Here is a 14,618-nt window from a genome sequence, read left to right as displayed (position 1 = left end):
TTTTATTAAGAATATTGTTTGAAAATTCGAGAGGAGATATATAAAGATGAATAAGAAGTTATTTACATTAGGGATGGTTACAGTTTTAAGTGTAGGACTAGCAGCATGTAATAGTACGGATAAGACTTCAGGAGAGCAAAAGCAACAGACAAAAGCTACAGAAACGAAAAAAGACGAAAAAAGAAAAATTACATATTTAGGTAAAGAATATACAGTACCAGCAAAAGTAGATAAAATTGCAACAGCTAGTTTAGAGTCAATGGAAGATGCGGCAGTACTTGGAATTAAACCAGTAGGTGCCATTACTGTAGGTGGTAAATTACCGAAGTACCTTGAAAAAGATTTAGAAGGTGCGAAATCTGTTGGTGAGAAAATGCAACCAAATTTCGAAACATTACTTCAATTAAAACCAGATGTTATTACATCAAGTACGAAATTCCCAGCAGAAACAGCTGAAAAGTTTACGAAAGTAGCTCCTACATTCCCGGTATCACACGTTTCAACAAATTGGGAAGATAACTTAAAGTTAATGGGAGAATTAACTGGTAAAAAAGATAAAGCAGAAAAAATTATTAAAGATTACAATTCAGACGCTGAAAAGGCAAAAGCAAAACTAGGAGATAAGTTAAAAGATAAAAAAGTACTTGTTATTAGACTAAGAGCAAACGAATTATTCCTATATCCAGAAGGAGTATACTTCAACCCTGTAATTTATAAAGATCTTGGGCTAACTGCTCCAGAACAATTGAAAACTGTAAAAGCACAAGAGAAAATTTCATTTGAAAAACTTGCTGAACTTAACCCAGATTATATTTTCTTACAATATGAGACAACTGAAAATAAAAATCCGAAAGTATTAGAAGAAATTGAAAGTAATCCAATTTGGCAAAGTATGAATGCTGCGAAGGAAAAGAAAGTATTTGTAAACGTTGTAGACCCAATGGCACAAGGTGGTACTGCTTGGAGTAAAACAGCATTCTTAAAAGAAGCAGTGAAAAATTTATCTAAATAATACAATAAGTAAGGTGCGTTGAATGATATGCAGAAAACAAATGCAGTACCAGTGACTATATTATGTATAGCACCCATACTCATCTTATTTACAGTTATACTTTCTATTTTGTATGGGGCCAAAAGTATTGATGCTGAAACAGTGTGGAACGCATTATTTCATTTTGATTCAAGTGATGTAAATCATAATATTATTATTACTTCACGTTTACCAAGGGTAGTTGCAGCTCTTTTAGTCGGAGCATTTCTAGCCATATCAGGAGCACTTATGCAGGGGATGACAAGAAACTATCTTGCATCCCCTTCTATTATGGGTGTGACGGATGGGGCAGCTTTTGTTATTACACTTTGTATGATTTTTCTTCCGGGAATGTCATCAATTGGTATGGTTGTATGTTCAATGATTGGCTCTGCACTAGGAGCCGGTATCGTATTTGGTTTTGGTTCGCTCCTTCAAAATGGCTTATCACCAGTTAGGTTAGCGATTATCGGAACAGTTATTGGAACATTTTTAAGCAGTGTATCGGCCGCGATGGCTTCGTATTTCCAAATTTCTCAAAATGTTAGTTTTTGGTTCAATGCAAAGTTAGACCAAGTGGACCCTAATATCATTAAAATCACGATACCGTTTGGAATAATTGGAATAATTTTAGCATTGTTAATATCAAAATCTATTACCATTCTCTCTTTAGGCGAAGAAGTTTCTATTAATTTAGGGCAACGTACAAAACTAGTTAAAGCAATAGCAATTTTGTCAGTTATTTTTTTAACAGGAACGGCAGTTGCTTTAGTAGGGAAAGTTGGTTTTGTAGGTTTAATTATCCCACACATTACTCGATTTATAATTGGGGTAGATTATAAGTGGATATTGCCATGTGCAGGCGTTATTGGTGGAGTTTTCTTAGCATTATGTGACGTTTTGAGTAGATTTGTAAACTATCCATTTGAAACACCAATTGGAGTCGTTACCTCCTTAATTGGAATTCCTTTCTTCCTTTATTTAATCCGTACAAGAGGAGGAGAGAGACATGCTTAAAAGTTCAAGTCAACGTTTCGGAATGACGATGGGGATTATTATATTTTTAATACTATGTGCTATTTATATTAGTTTAACGAATGGTACGTTTGATATTACGATTACAGATGTATTTAAAACACTCTTTAGAATAGATCCAGTACCAGATCATGATTTAGTTATTTTTGAGTTTCGTCTTCCGCGCATTGTAATTGCTGGATTAGTAGGATTAGGTCTAGGCGTTGCAGGTGCTGTAATTCAAGGGATTACGAGAAATGGACTGGCGGATCCAGGTATTTTAGGAGTAAATGCCGGAGCAGGAACAGCAATCGTCATCTTTATGTTTTTCTTTCAAGGACAATTAAAGAGCACAGACTGGGTTTCTATTATGATGATGCCAATGTTTGGTTTAGTCGGCGGATTAGGTGCAGCTATTATCATTTATCTGTTTTCTTGGAAAAACGGTAAGTTAGATTCGCAGCGTCTTTTATTAACAGGGATTGCAATTGGATCAGGATTTGGGGCATTTTCTATGTACCTATCACTCAAAATGAAGTCAACTGATTTCGAGATGGCTGCAGTTTGGGTGTCAGGAAGTATATATAATGCAAACTGGAAGTATATTATTGCAATGTTGCCGTGGCTTATCATATTAATTCCGCTTATACAAAAGAAAGCTTATTTATTAGATTTATTTCAATTGGAAGAAACGAGTATTACAAGTTTAGGAGTTTCAGTAGAAAGAGAGAAATCTATTTTACTACTAAGTAGTATCGGACTTGTGAGCGCTTGTGTTGCAGTTTCAGGAAGTATCGGTTTCATTGGACTAATGGCACCGCATATAGCGAAAAGACTTGTCGGTATTCAGCATAAGCATATTATTCCTACGTGCGGGGTAATTGGAATGTTCCTTGTAATTGCTTCAGATTTTATTGCAAAAACAGTTTTCACACCTGTAGAGTTACCAGTTGGAATCGTTATTTCTATTGTCGGTGTACCGTATTTCTTATATTTACTTTATAAGGCGAAAGCGTAAGAGGAGGAATAAAAGTGAGTATTTTAAGTGCAAAAAATTTAGAAACGAGCTATGAAAAGCTTACAGTGTTTCGCGATTTAAATGTGGAAATACAAGAAGGAAAAGTAACGACAATTATAGGGCCAAACGGGTGCGGTAAATCGACATTGTTAAAAACAATGGGAAGAATATTAAAGCAAAAGAGCGGTAAAGTATATTTACAAGGACAGGATTTAAATACAATTCCAACGAAAGAAATTGCAAAGCAGCTAGCATTACTACCGCAAACTCCAATTGCGCCAGGAGAGCTTAAAGTAGAAGAATTAATTTCTTATGGACGCTATCCACATCGAAATAACGTAAATAAGTTAACTTCAAAAGATAAAGAGATGATTGATTGGGCATTAGATATAACGAAAACTTCTGAATTTCGAACGAGACAAATTGCCAATTTATCAGGTGGTCAAAGGCAAAAGGTATGGCTAGCGATGGCCTTAGCACAAGAGACAGAAGTGTTACTACTAGATGAACCAACGACATACCTTGATATGTCTCATCAATTAGATGTATTACAAATTGTGGAGAAGTTAAATAAAGAACATAATTGTACGGTCGTAATGGTACTACATGATATTAATCATGCAGCAAGGTTTTCAGATGAAATTATTGCAATGAAGGAAGGGGAGATCGTTACAACTGGTATCCCAGAAGAAATCATTACAAATGAAGTGTTAAAAGAAGTATTTCATATTGATGCGCGTGTCATGATTGATCCGTATAATGGGTCTCCTGTTTGTTTTGGCTACGATAGCGTTGTATCTCAAGAAGAGAAAGTAGAAATATATGTAACAAGTTAAGAGGGGGGATATAAGATGAATAGTACGATTGAAAAACAGCAGATCATAACATCTAATACAGAGCAGTGGAAAATGTATTCTAAATTAGAAGGTAAGGAATATCAAATTCATATTTCAAAGCCGAGGCAACCAGCACCGGATTCAGGATATCCTGTTATATACGTATTAGATGGCAATGCCTTTTTTCAAACATTCCATGAAGCGGTTAAAATACAATCAGTTAGAGCAGAAAAAACAGGTGTTTCACCAGCTGTTATAGTAGGCATTGGTTATCATATTGAAGGGGCGTTTTCAGGGGAAGAAAGATGCTATGATTTTACGCCTAGCGTAATTTCAAAAGATGCGCCTTTAAAACCAGACGGTAAACCGTGGCCTAAAACAGGAGGAGCACATAATTTCTTTACTTTTATTGAAGAAGAATTAAAGCAGCAGATTGAAAATAATTTTGAAATTGATAAAGGAAAGCAAACGTTGTTTGGGCATTCGCTAGGTGGATTATTTGCATTACATATATTATTTACAAACGTAAATGCCTTTCAAAATTATTTTATTAGTAGTCCATCTATTTGGTGGAATAATCAATCCGTACTTGAAAAAGAAGAGAACCTTATAAGTGAGTTAAACAGTGCTAAGTTTGAAACAGGAGTGTTCCTTACAGTCGGATCACTAGAACGAAAGCATATGGTTGTAGGGGCAAACGAATTATCAAAGCGTCTTCTTCAAGTGAAACACAATCAGTTTCGATTTGCGTTTTATGAAGCTGAAGGGGAGAATCATGCATCTGTTGTACCGACTTCTTTAAGTAAAGGATTAAGGTTTATTAGTCACGTATAGAAGAGGGGAAAGGTAAGCAATTGCTTACCTTTTTTCATTATTGTTTTATTGCTACGTATCCATCAATTAAAAAACTAGTGAAAAAGCGAGTAATTTGAGTAAAGCCACATTCCTCCATAATAGTTAGTAGATTCGTTTCGGAAATAGGGGATATTTCTGTTTCAAAAGAATTTTCAAATCGGTTCCAATCTTCTAATGCAATTTGATTTTGCATCATATGGTTGCGCCAAGCATTTAATTGTGCAGAAAACATACTTGTATGGGGTATACCATTTATTGAAGAGAGAAAGAATGGAGCACCGGGCTTTAAGCGACTACTAATTTTAGTAAGTAATTCTTTTTTCTCCTTCATAGTTGGGATGAAGTGAAGAACAAGCATACAAGTAGCAGCATCAAATAATGAATGCACAGTTCCGTGTACAAAGTGAATTTGATTTTGTATGCCTTCGTTTTCAATTCTTTTTTTAGCTAACTGTAGCATGCTTTTAGATGGATCAACACCTGTAAAAGATAAGTTGCTATTTTGTTTACCTATTGAGAGAATTTCTTGTCCACCACCAGCACCTATAACTAGTAAATTTGGATTAAGATTTTCTTTAGAGAGTGTAGTAAACAAGAAATGATTCATCATTTCATATAGGGTGTAGTAGCCTGGGATTTTACATGGAATTTTTTGTTCATATGAATTTACGGTAGTATCATTCCAATTCATTATTAACCTCCTAAGTATGTGTACTATAGGTTTATTATGGAATGAAATTATGTAGAGGAACAATCCCGTAAATCTGGGGGGAAGAGGATGTATGAAAAAACAACAAAAGAAATTAAAGTGGTAGCGAATTGTATAAGTTCTATAAGGACATTTCAAGAGTCATTTCTTCATTTGATACGGAAAGTCATTGATTTTGACGCCGCTTGTTTTACAATTATAGACCCAATCTCTTTTTTATCTACTGGGGCATTTACGGATGCAAGTGTTGAAAAGATTCATCCGCAATTGTTTATGAATGAATTTCTAGAAGATGATTTTAATAAATTTAAATATTTAACAGAATACTCTCCTCATGTTGCTTCTCTTAGTATGGCGACAAATGGTGAACAAAAGAAAAGTTCTAGATACCGAAATATTTTAAAACCAGCAAGTTTTGGAGATGAGTTAAGGGGTGTTTGTATGAGTAAGGGGAAATGCTATGGGCATCTTAGTTTATTTCGATGGAGTACAAGTCCCACTTTTCATATCGATGATTGTAAATACTTAGCAACGATAGTCCCAATTGCTGGAGAGGCTTTAAAGAAGGCATTTCCTATACCTTTTTCAGAAGAGAAGGTGGTAGGGACAGGTACGATTATATTGAGTGAGGATTTTAATATATTATATTGGAATCAAGATGGCAGCGATTGGCTCTCAAATCTTAGAAAGTATGAACAGTTAAATATAAAAGAAATACCAAGGCCAATACGTGCAGTTTGTTCGAAAGTAAAGGCTAACGAATATAATATAGGTTGTATGAATAGAGAAGAAAAAGTTTGTATACCTTTAGTCTATGGACATTTTTTAATCATTCGGGCCAGTAAGTTAGAACGTACAAGTAATTTTCAAGGTGGTTATGTTGTTCTATTCGAAAGAGCAAGACCAGAAGAAATCTTTCCGCTTATTATGGAAGGTTATAGTTTTACAACACGTGAGAAGCAAGTAATACGCAAAATTCTTACCGGTATGTCGACAAAGGAATTAGCCCAAGAACTTTGTATATCTATATACACGGTACAAGATCATTTAAAATCTATTTTTGAAAAGACTGGGGTAAGTAGTAGAAATGAACTCGTGTGGGAAGTTTTTTCGAGATTTTGTTTTGATGTTGATGAATAAAAATAAGTCTAAAAAAATCAAGTGAAGTACAGTGGATGAGTTGTAGAATAGGGCTGAAAAAAGGTTATGGATGAAACATTCCATAACCTTTTTCGTATGTAGAATTGTCCTTTTTGAACGTTTTGTTTCAACTTTTCGTCTAAAGAGACAAAAAGTTGTCACAATTCGGTCACAATTAGCATAAACATAAAATAGACGAAATGAACTTATTTCCAAAAAGGCTTAGTTCATTCCAATCATGATTCGTAGAGCTGCAAAAGCATGGATTAAAAGTTCACTATATTTTCAAGGAGGTAGATCGTATGAAAACTATTCTTGCTATCGCTGGGCTTATTTGGGTTTTATCACATGGCATTCCAATTTATGAAGGAGAACAAATTCGCAGTGCTCTGAACAAAAATTTTAATGAATATCACGTTATCGATCGGCAAGATAATGTTGTGACAGTTCGTGTAAATGACTGTTTTCATACGGTAACCGTTGAAGGAACTTCAGTAGTAAATGATGAAAAAGTATGTGATCAGCAATAATTATATATAGGAAGAAAAGAGTCTCAATTTGCACGTGTGAAAATTGAGACTTTTATATTTTTGTATGAATAATAAGCGGGGATGGATAATCCCTGCTTATTATTGTTTTTTGAAAAAAAGGCAAGGGTATCATAATAATTGAGTCTGAGAAGCTAATAAATTGTTAAGAATAAGCTTAGAGCGGAAATATACTCATATGGGGTATCATACATAGATAATTAATGCTATAATTGGTATACTCGTAAAAGCAATTGTTTTATTGGATGAAGAGAAACTTTAAGAAGGTGATAATATGGATCATAAAGAGCATGAAGCGGTAACACATAGATCAGAAAAAGAAAAAGAACAAATTATAAATAGATTAAAGAGAATTGAAGGACAGGTCCGCGGTATTCAAAATATGATTGAAAATGATCGCTATTGTGTGGATATTTTAGTGCAAATTTCAGCGATTAATGCAGCGATGAAAAAAGTAGGAATGGGTGTATTAAAAAACCATACAAGTCATTGTGTTTCAGGTGCTATTAAAGATGGCAATGGTGACGAAGCAATTGAAGAATTAATGACTGTATTTGAACGTTTTTCAAAAGCGTAAAAACAAGCTAGTATGTAACTGGCTTGTTTTTTGTTTACCTTCATATAAGGTTTCGGGGTATTGATGTAAAAAAGTGTATGTAAAATAAACTTTTAGAAAATAATTGAAAAATCATGATACAAAACCATTGATTACCTTAGGGGGGTATGGTAAGATGTATTTGTAGTTAACAAACAATGAAAAAACAAGAGGAGGATTTTAAATGGAACAGTTAACATTAAAAGTTGAAGGTATGTCTTGTGGACATTGTGTAAATTCTATTGAAAGCAGTGTGAAAGAACTAAACGGTGTTGAACAAGTGAAGGTTCAATTAGCAGAAGGAACTGTTGAAGTTACAATCGACTCGTCTGCTGTAACACTAAAAGATATCGTTGCTGTAATTGAAGATCAAGGATACGATGTTCAATAATTATTTTTAGATATGGAAATAAATCGTACTTTATAGGAAGTACGATTTATTTTGCTAATAATTATACCTCATAAGGGTATATAGAGGTGAGAGACATGAATGAACAAAAAGAGGCCAATCTTCAAATATCAGGAATGACATGTGCCGCATGTGCAAATAGAATTGAAAAAGGTCTAAAAAAAGTAGAAGGTGTTCATGATGCAAATGTAAATTTTGCACTTGAAAAAACAAAAATAATGTATGACCCCCAAAAAACAAATCCGCAACAGTTTAAGCAAAAAGTTGAATCGTTAGGGTATGGAATTGTCAGTGATAAAGCTGAGTTTACTGTTTCAGGGATGACATGCGCAGCATGTGCCAATAGAGTGGAAAAGCGTTTAAATAAGTTAGAAGGTGTGAATGGAGCGACAGTAAATTTTGCTTTGGAGTCAGCTACAGTAGATTTTAATCCTGATGAAATTAATGTAAATGAAATGAAGAGTGCAATTACGAAATTAGGATATAAATTAGAAGTGAAATCAGATGAACAAGATGGATCATCTGATCATCGTTTACAAGAAATTGAGCGACAAAAGAAGAAATTTATCATTTCGTTTATTTTATCATTCCCGTTACTGTGGGCAATGGTAAGTCATTTCTCATTTACATCGTTTATTTATTTACCTGATATGCTTATGAACCCTTGGGTACAACTCGCTCTTGCAACGCCAGTTCAGTTTATCATTGGTGGGCAGTTTTATGTTGGAGCATATAAAGCGTTACGAAATAAAGGCGCAAATATGGATGTTCTCGTGGCACTTGGAACGTCTGCAGCGTATTTTTACAGTGTGTATTTAAGTATTAAGTCGATTGGTTCTTCGGAACATATGACAGACTTGTATTTTGAAACGAGTGCAGTACTTATTACATTAATTATTTTAGGTAAATTATTTGAAGCGAAAGCAAAGGGACGCTCGTCAGAAGCAATTAAAAAATTAATGGGATTACAGGCGAAAACCGCTACTGTTGTACGAGATGGAACAGAAATAAAAATTTTAATCGAAGAAGTGGTAGCTGGTGATATCGTTTATGTAAAGCCTGGTGAAAAAATCCCAGTAGATGGGGAAATTGTAGAAGGAAAGTCAGCGATAGATGAATCGATGTTAACAGGTGAAAGTATTCCAGTTGATAAAACAATTGGGGATGGAGTAATCGGTTCTACAATAAATAAAAATGGCTTTTTAAAAGTGAAGGCAACTAAGGTAGGAAGAGATACTGCATTAGCTCAAATTATTAAAGTAGTAGAAGAGGCTCAAGGTTCAAAAGCTCCTATTCAAAGGGTAGCAGATCAAATTTCAGGTATTTTCGTACCGGTTGTAGTTGTGATTGCTATTATCACATTTGCAGTGTGGATGCTATTTGTTACACCTGGTGATTTTGGCGGAGCACTTGAGAAAATGATAGCGGTACTTGTTATCGCTTGTCCGTGTGCATTAGGTCTTGCAACGCCTACATCTATTATGGCAGGATCAGGAAGATCGGCTGAGTATGGCATTTTATTTAAAGGCGGGGAGCATTTAGAGGCAACCCACCGATTAGATACAGTTATTTTAGATAAAACAGGTACTGTGACAAACGGGAAGCCGGTGTTAACAGATGTAATTGTAGCAGATGGATTCCACGAAGAAGAAACACTACGTTTAGTAGGTGCGGCAGAAAAAAATTCTGAACATCCACTTGCAGAAGCGATTGTGGAAGGAATTAAAGAGAAGAAAATTGATATCCCAAGTTCAGAAACGTTTGAAGCGATCCCAGGATTCGGTATTGAATCAGTTGTAGAAGGGAAACAATTATTAATTGGTACACGTCGATTAATGAAGAAATTCAATATTGATATTGAAGAAGTTTCTAAAGCGATGGAAGCGCTAGAACGAGAAGGAAAAACAGCAATGTTAATAGCAGTAGATAAGGAGTATGCTGGAATAGTAGCCGTTGCGGATACTGTAAAAGATACTTCAAAAGCAGCTATCGCAAGACTTAAGAAAATGGGTCTAGACGTTGTTATGATTACGGGAGATAATACACAAACTGCTCAGGCAATCGCTAAGCAAGTTGGTATTGATCACGTAATTGCAGAAGTATTACCAGAAGGAAAAGCAGAAGAAGTGAAAAAACTGCAAACGCAAGGTAAAAAAGTAGCAATGGTTGGAGATGGAATAAATGATGCTCCTGCACTGGCTACGGCGGATATCGGTATGGCAATTGGAACAGGAACGGATGTAGCGATGGAAGCGGCAGATATTACGTTAATCCGTGGTGATTTAAATAGTATTGCTGATGCAATCTTTATGAGTAAGATGACAATAAGAAATATTAAGCAAAATTTATTCTGGGCACTAGCTTATAATGGCTTAGGAATCCCGATTGCAGCGCTTGGTTTCTTAGCACCTTGGGTTGCAGGAGCGGCGATGGCATTTAGTTCTGTATCAGTTGTATTAAATGCATTACGATTACAGAGAGTGAAATTAAAAAAATAAAAATCTATAGAGTAATTGCATATGCTTTTAAACAAAAAACAATACTTTGAAATAAGTATTGTTTTTTTGTTTATATAGAAAGAAAAAAGATATAATAAAGCAGAAATATTGAATACTAGATGGTAGACAAGTTAAATGATAGTTTAGTAAGGAGGTAATAACAGTAAATAAAAATCTATAAAAACTATCAAAATTTACAATTACAGGTTTTATATTTTACAGAATTCAACATATAATATTTTCAGGTGATGAAAAAGGGGGGGAAGGATGAAAACAACACGTACTTGTAAAATCAATTCTATTACAAAAGAACAAACGGAAGATTTAATTACTTTGATCCGTACGTTCGAAAGTGCAAAACGATATAGTTTTAATCGTTTGATTGAGGGCGAAAACGAGAAAGAATTGATAAAAAAACTACAACCTAAATATTTGTTAAATAAACGTTTTTGTGAAGATGCGATTTTACAAGCGCAAACGATCCTTTTCTCTCAAAAAGAACTTCTTCCTGTTTACCTAGAAAACAATCAAAAAAAGTTAGAAAAGACGTTACAAAAAATAGATGATTATGAACGCGGCAAAAAAAGACCTAAACAAGTTGCATTAGAAACTTGTTTAATTGGCTTAAGAAAACGAAAACAAAAATTAGAACAAAAAATTGAAATGTATGCAAAACATATTAAAAATAAAACATTACCTCCTATTATTTTTGGTGGGCGGAAAAATTTCTATGAAAGAATGAAAAACAAGATATCCAATCAAGAATGGAAAGATTTGCGGACACGACAATTATATTCTCGTGGAGATAAAAGCAAAAAAGGGAATTTGAACATGCGCATTACAGTTGATGACTGTGGGCAAGGATGGTTAGAAATTGCAAATCCATTAGGACGAACAAATGGAAAAACAAAAAGCCCACGAATCAAAGTTCCGATTATCATTCCATATCATTTTTATCATCAAATTACAAATGTCGTTATGGGAAAGCAAATCGGTGTAAATCCAAAAGGAAAACCGATTATAGAGCATCAAAAATATAGTGTAGAAATCATTCGTAAACAAAATGAATTTTATGTAAATATTACGTTTGATGAAACAGAAATAGGTCGTGTACTTGATTTCAAGGAAATACCACAATCAGATGTAATTGCAGGAATTGATGTAAATCCGGACCGCATTGCAGTTAGTTTATGTACAAAACAAGGTAATTTTAAAGGGTCAAAAATTTTTTATCTACACAATCTGAATACGCTTTCAACAAACAAACGCACAACGATAATTGGACAAATTGTACAACAAATTAAAACATGGTTATTGGCAAACAATGTAGGTGGAATTGTTTTAGAAGATTTAAAGTTTCAACAATCTCATGATACTGATAAATACAGTAATCGTAATTTCCATCAATTTACGTATAAAAAGATGTTGAACAGTTTAATTCGTATGTCTCTTCGTAACGGATTTTCTGTTAAAACAGTAAACTCCGCTTATACAAGTGTGATTGGAAAATTAAAATACAGTAAAAATTTCGGTATTAGCGTTCATGAAGCAGCCGCATTCACGATCGCAAGACGTGGATTAGAATTGCAAGAACAATTACCAAAAGAGATTATATTATTATTAAAAAACCAAATTACAACAAAACTGCGTATTCTTGTTGCTTCCATGGAAGAAAGTAAAAAGAATACGAAAAAAGTATATAAAAAATGGTTACAAACAATTCAAACGTGGAAAGAATATCACAATTGGAAATTGTGGAGCATTCTTCATAAAACTGTTTATATGAGCAATCAACAATTCGTATTTAAAATTTAAATGAGAAGGGGGGTACTGGTTTATTTCTTATAACCTCTTGCATACTACTGACTTGGATGAATGGTAGTATGCAAGGACAGATCGTTCCTAACAGGAACCTGCCGTCATTCTTTCACAATAGGTGGATGAAAAGGTCACAACCCTTACGGACAGGAAAAAGGTGAGATTCCTTTTCGGTAGTTGGCATTTGACTTGGTTCGCCAACAATTTATAGATTTTTATAAGAATTTTAAACCAGGTTCATATATGTTAAAAGACATGATCATTAGAACATTTCATAAAGAGGATTTAGAACAAGTATTACAGTTGTTTTATGAAACAGTTCATACAATTAATGCAAAAGATTATAACGTGTTACAGCTACAGGCATGGGCACCAGAGCGACTAGATAGAGAAAGTTGGTTACATTCTTTAGAGCAGAATATTAGTTATGTAGCGGATCATAACGGTATGATAGTGGGATTTGGGGATTATAATGATGATCATTACGTAGATCGTTTATTTACACATAAAGATTATCAAGGGGAAAGGATAGCTTCATACATACTACAGAAGTTAGAAAAAGAAGCAGTGAACTTGGGGCATGGGGAGATATATACAGAGGCGAGTATTACAGCAAAACCTTTCTTTGAAAGTAAAGGTTTTATTTGCATAAAGGAACAAAAGAAACAGCATAATGGTCAGATCTTTATTAATTATGTAATGAAAAAAATAGCCCTCTCGTAAACGAGAAGGCTATTTTTTCATTATTTTACAGCTTCTTTAAGTTCTTTACCAGCTTTGAAAGCAGGTACTTTAGAAGCTGCGATTTGCATTTCTTCACCAGTTTGTGGGTTACGGCCTGTACGAGCAGCTCTTTCGCGTACTTCGAATGTACCGAATCCGATAAGTTGTACTTTTTCACCAGCAGCTAAAGTGTTAGTGATTGATTCTACTACAGTTTGTACAACTACAGTAGCTTCTTTTTGAGAAATCTCAGCATTTTGTGCTACGTTTTTAATTAATTCTGTTTTGTTCATGTTTTTCACCTCATATGTAAATAATGCTATTTAAGTTGTTATTATAACGTATAAAACATTCGAGAACAAGTGTACGCACATATATTCGTAAAAAAAATGAAATTTGTAATATTTTTTAGAGTCACTGTATAGACAGTTCATTTAAGCGGATACAGATCTTTTCTTTAATTCGGTTTGCTCTTTATTGGAAGGCAGTTTTTTATTATAAGATATGAAATAAGGTAATGCTACAAATAGCATACCTCCTACTAAGTTTCCGAAGAAAACCAAAATGAAGTTTGAAAAATATTCAATCCAAGTTAAATGACCAGCAAAAATTGCTGCTGGGATGACAAACATATTAGCTACAACGTGTTGAAATCCAATCGCAACAAACGTCATAACTGGGAACCAAATGCCGATAATCTTTCCGATAAATTCTTTACTTCCCATACTAAGCCAAACAGCTAAACAAACGAGCCAATTACATCCGATTGCAGAAATAAAGGCTTGTAGTGGTGTGTCTTGTAGTTTAGCTTGCGCAATAGCAACTGTTTTCGCTAGAAAAGCGCCCTCTGTTAATCCGACGATATGACCGAAAAAATAAGCAACGAATACAGCACCTATGAAGTTGCTAAACGTAACAATTACTAAATTTCGAATGAAGTGAAATAAGTCGATTTTTTTGTGAAGCCAAGCCATAGAAACTGTCATCATGTTACCAGTTACTAGTTCACCACCTGCAAGAATAACGAGTATAAGACCGATAGGGAATACAGCAGCGCCTAGAAAACTAGTAAATGATCCCCAAGATTTTGGCATTGTTCCGATAACATGGATATCGAGTAAATACCCTAATGCTATGAAAGCACCACCAAAAAAACCGAGAATTAGCATAGGGAGTAATGATAAATAAGCTTTTTTTCTTCCGGAATTCGCAGCAAGTTCCGTAATTTCTTCTGGTGTAAATACAGACATGAATAATCTCTCCTTAATAAAATGATAGAATGAATAGAAGGAACATTTTTAAGAATCTATGTATTATAAAAATATGTTATGACTTCTGTATAAAATTGTCAAAGTGAATGGGATAGAATTGGATATAACTAACATTGTTCATGTTGTCACATTAATGTAACAATAAGGATTTAAA

General features: G+C 34.2%; 15 protein-coding genes. 12 read left to right on the top strand and 3 right to left on the bottom strand.

Translation table 11 applies throughout. From position 1 onward, the window contains the following. Positions 1–46 precede the first annotated feature (46 nt). From FS742_RS19000 to FS742_RS18980, 5 genes are read left to right on the top strand one after another with little or no spacing between them, the layout of a single operon-like run. Positions 47–1,012 (top strand): iron-hydroxamate ABC transporter substrate-binding protein, encoded by a 966-nt coding sequence (locus FS742_RS19000; protein ID WP_060487502.1) that lies wholly within the window; start codon positions 47–49, stop codon positions 1,010–1,012. 27 nt (positions 1,013–1,039) lie between these two features. Continuing rightward, on the top strand, positions 1,040–2,047 hold the full coding sequence (locus FS742_RS18995) for a FecCD family ABC transporter permease (RefSeq protein ID WP_144614399.1): 1,008 nt from the start codon (positions 1,040–1,042) through the stop codon (positions 2,045–2,047). After that, positions 2,040–3,062, top strand: coding sequence for a FecCD family ABC transporter permease (locus tag FS742_RS18990; RefSeq protein WP_016135196.1), 1,023 nt, complete (start codon positions 2,040–2,042; stop codon positions 3,060–3,062). Before FS742_RS18995 ends, FS742_RS18990 begins: the two co-directional genes overlap by 8 nt. Positions 3,063–3,076: 14 nt before the next feature. Beyond that, entirely contained in the window at positions 3,077–3,898 is an 822-nt protein-coding gene (locus FS742_RS18985; RefSeq protein WP_048545874.1) for an ABC transporter ATP-binding protein, read from the top strand. Between the two features lie 15 nt (positions 3,899–3,913). Next, complete coding sequence (locus tag FS742_RS18980) at positions 3,914–4,732, top strand: alpha/beta hydrolase (RefSeq protein WP_144614397.1); 819 nt, start codon at positions 3,914–3,916, stop codon at positions 4,730–4,732. Positions 4,733–4,769: 37 nt separating this feature from the next. Here FS742_RS18980 and FS742_RS18975 read toward each other — a convergent pair whose 3' ends face one another. Continuing rightward, a complete protein-coding gene (locus tag FS742_RS18975; protein ID WP_144614395.1) occupies positions 4,770–5,444 on the bottom strand; it encodes a class I SAM-dependent methyltransferase in 675 nt (224 codons plus the stop codon). Between the two features lie 87 nt (positions 5,445–5,531). Between FS742_RS18975 and FS742_RS18970 the strand changes: the two genes are divergently transcribed. From FS742_RS18970 to FS742_RS18940, 7 genes are all read left to right on the top strand, one after another. Further along, on the top strand, positions 5,532–6,602 hold the full coding sequence (locus tag FS742_RS18970) for a helix-turn-helix transcriptional regulator (RefSeq protein ID WP_144614393.1): 1,071 nt from the start codon (positions 5,532–5,534) through the stop codon (positions 6,600–6,602). A 302-nt stretch (positions 6,603–6,904) separates the two neighbouring features. Then, entirely contained in the window at positions 6,905–7,132 is a 228-nt protein-coding gene (locus tag FS742_RS18965; protein ID WP_000849105.1) for a hypothetical protein, read from the top strand. 292 nt (positions 7,133–7,424) lie between these two features. Further along, complete coding sequence (locus FS742_RS18960) at positions 7,425–7,727, top strand: metal-sensing transcriptional repressor (RefSeq protein ID WP_000349636.1); 303 nt, start codon at positions 7,425–7,427, stop codon at positions 7,725–7,727. Between the two features lie 202 nt (positions 7,728–7,929). Continuing rightward, complete coding sequence (gene copZ, locus FS742_RS18955; RefSeq protein ID WP_002014669.1) at positions 7,930–8,136, top strand: copper chaperone CopZ; 207 nt, start codon at positions 7,930–7,932, stop codon at positions 8,134–8,136. Between the two features lie 95 nt (positions 8,137–8,231). Next, positions 8,232–10,652, top strand: a complete 2,421-nt coding sequence (locus FS742_RS18950; RefSeq protein ID WP_144614391.1) for a heavy metal translocating P-type ATPase — start codon at positions 8,232–8,234, stop codon at positions 10,650–10,652. Positions 10,653–10,919: 267 nt separating this feature from the next. After that, entirely contained in the window at positions 10,920–12,467 is a 1,548-nt protein-coding gene (locus FS742_RS18945; RefSeq protein ID WP_144614389.1) for an IS200/IS605 family accessory protein TnpB-related protein, read from the top strand. A gap of 246 nt (positions 12,468–12,713) precedes the next feature. After that, the gene (locus tag FS742_RS18940; protein ID WP_144614708.1) at positions 12,714–13,193 is read left to right on the top strand and encodes a GNAT family N-acetyltransferase; all 480 of its coding nucleotides are present in this window, start codon (positions 12,714–12,716) and stop codon (positions 13,191–13,193) included. A 20-nt stretch (positions 13,194–13,213) separates the two neighbouring features. Here the strand turns inward: FS742_RS18940 and FS742_RS18935 are convergent, their stop codons facing one another. Then, positions 13,214–13,486 carry an HU family DNA-binding protein gene (locus FS742_RS18935; RefSeq protein WP_001043904.1) on the bottom strand — a complete coding sequence of 91 codons (273 nt, stop codon included), beginning with the start codon at positions 13,484–13,486 and terminating at the stop codon, positions 13,214–13,216. 141 nt (positions 13,487–13,627) lie between these two features. Further along, a complete protein-coding gene (locus tag FS742_RS18930; RefSeq protein WP_144614387.1) occupies positions 13,628–14,443 on the bottom strand; it encodes a formate/nitrite transporter family protein in 816 nt (271 codons plus the stop codon). Between the last annotated feature and the right edge of the window lie 175 nt (positions 14,444–14,618).

This window comes from Bacillus cereus (genome assembly GCF_007678085.1).
GTDB lineage: Bacteria > Bacillota > Bacilli > Bacillales > Bacillaceae_G > Bacillus_A > Bacillus_A cereus_BE.
The sequence above is the reverse complement of the archived record's forward strand: the minus strand, read 5'-3'. Positions and strand labels throughout refer to the sequence as shown.

Excerpts from the sequence above, each read along its gene's own strand:
- FS742_RS18930 (WP_144614387.1), bottom strand. The coding sequence starts at position 14,443 with ATGTCTGTATTTACACCAGAAGAAATTACGGAACTTGCTGCGAATTCC.
- copZ (WP_002014669.1), top strand. The coding sequence starts at position 7,930 with ATGGAACAGTTAACATTAAAAGTTGAAGGTATGTCTTGTGGACATTGT.
- FS742_RS18965 (WP_000849105.1), top strand. The coding sequence starts at position 6,905 with ATGAAAACTATTCTTGCTATCGCTGGGCTTATTTGGGTTTTATCACAT.
- FS742_RS18945 (WP_144614389.1), top strand. The coding sequence starts at position 10,920 with ATGAAAACAACACGTACTTGTAAAATCAATTCTATTACAAAAGAACAA.
- FS742_RS18995 (WP_144614399.1), top strand. The coding sequence starts at position 1,040 with ATGCAGAAAACAAATGCAGTACCAGTGACTATATTATGTATAGCACCC.
- FS742_RS18970 (WP_144614393.1), top strand. The coding sequence starts at position 5,532 with ATGTATGAAAAAACAACAAAAGAAATTAAAGTGGTAGCGAATTGTATA.
- FS742_RS18940 (WP_144614708.1), top strand. The coding sequence starts at position 12,714 with ATGTTAAAAGACATGATCATTAGAACATTTCATAAAGAGGATTTAGAA.
- FS742_RS18975 (WP_144614395.1), bottom strand. The coding sequence starts at position 5,444 with ATGAATTGGAATGATACTACCGTAAATTCATATGAACAAAAAATTCCA.
- FS742_RS18980 (WP_144614397.1), top strand. The coding sequence starts at position 3,914 with ATGAATAGTACGATTGAAAAACAGCAGATCATAACATCTAATACAGAG.
- FS742_RS18935 (WP_001043904.1), bottom strand. The coding sequence starts at position 13,486 with ATGAACAAAACAGAATTAATTAAAAACGTAGCACAAAATGCTGAGATT.
- FS742_RS18990 (WP_016135196.1), top strand. The coding sequence starts at position 2,040 with ATGCTTAAAAGTTCAAGTCAACGTTTCGGAATGACGATGGGGATTATT.
- FS742_RS18960 (WP_000349636.1), top strand. The coding sequence starts at position 7,425 with ATGGATCATAAAGAGCATGAAGCGGTAACACATAGATCAGAAAAAGAA.
- FS742_RS19000 (WP_060487502.1), top strand. The coding sequence starts at position 47 with ATGAATAAGAAGTTATTTACATTAGGGATGGTTACAGTTTTAAGTGTA.
- FS742_RS18950 (WP_144614391.1), top strand. The coding sequence starts at position 8,232 with ATGAATGAACAAAAAGAGGCCAATCTTCAAATATCAGGAATGACATGT.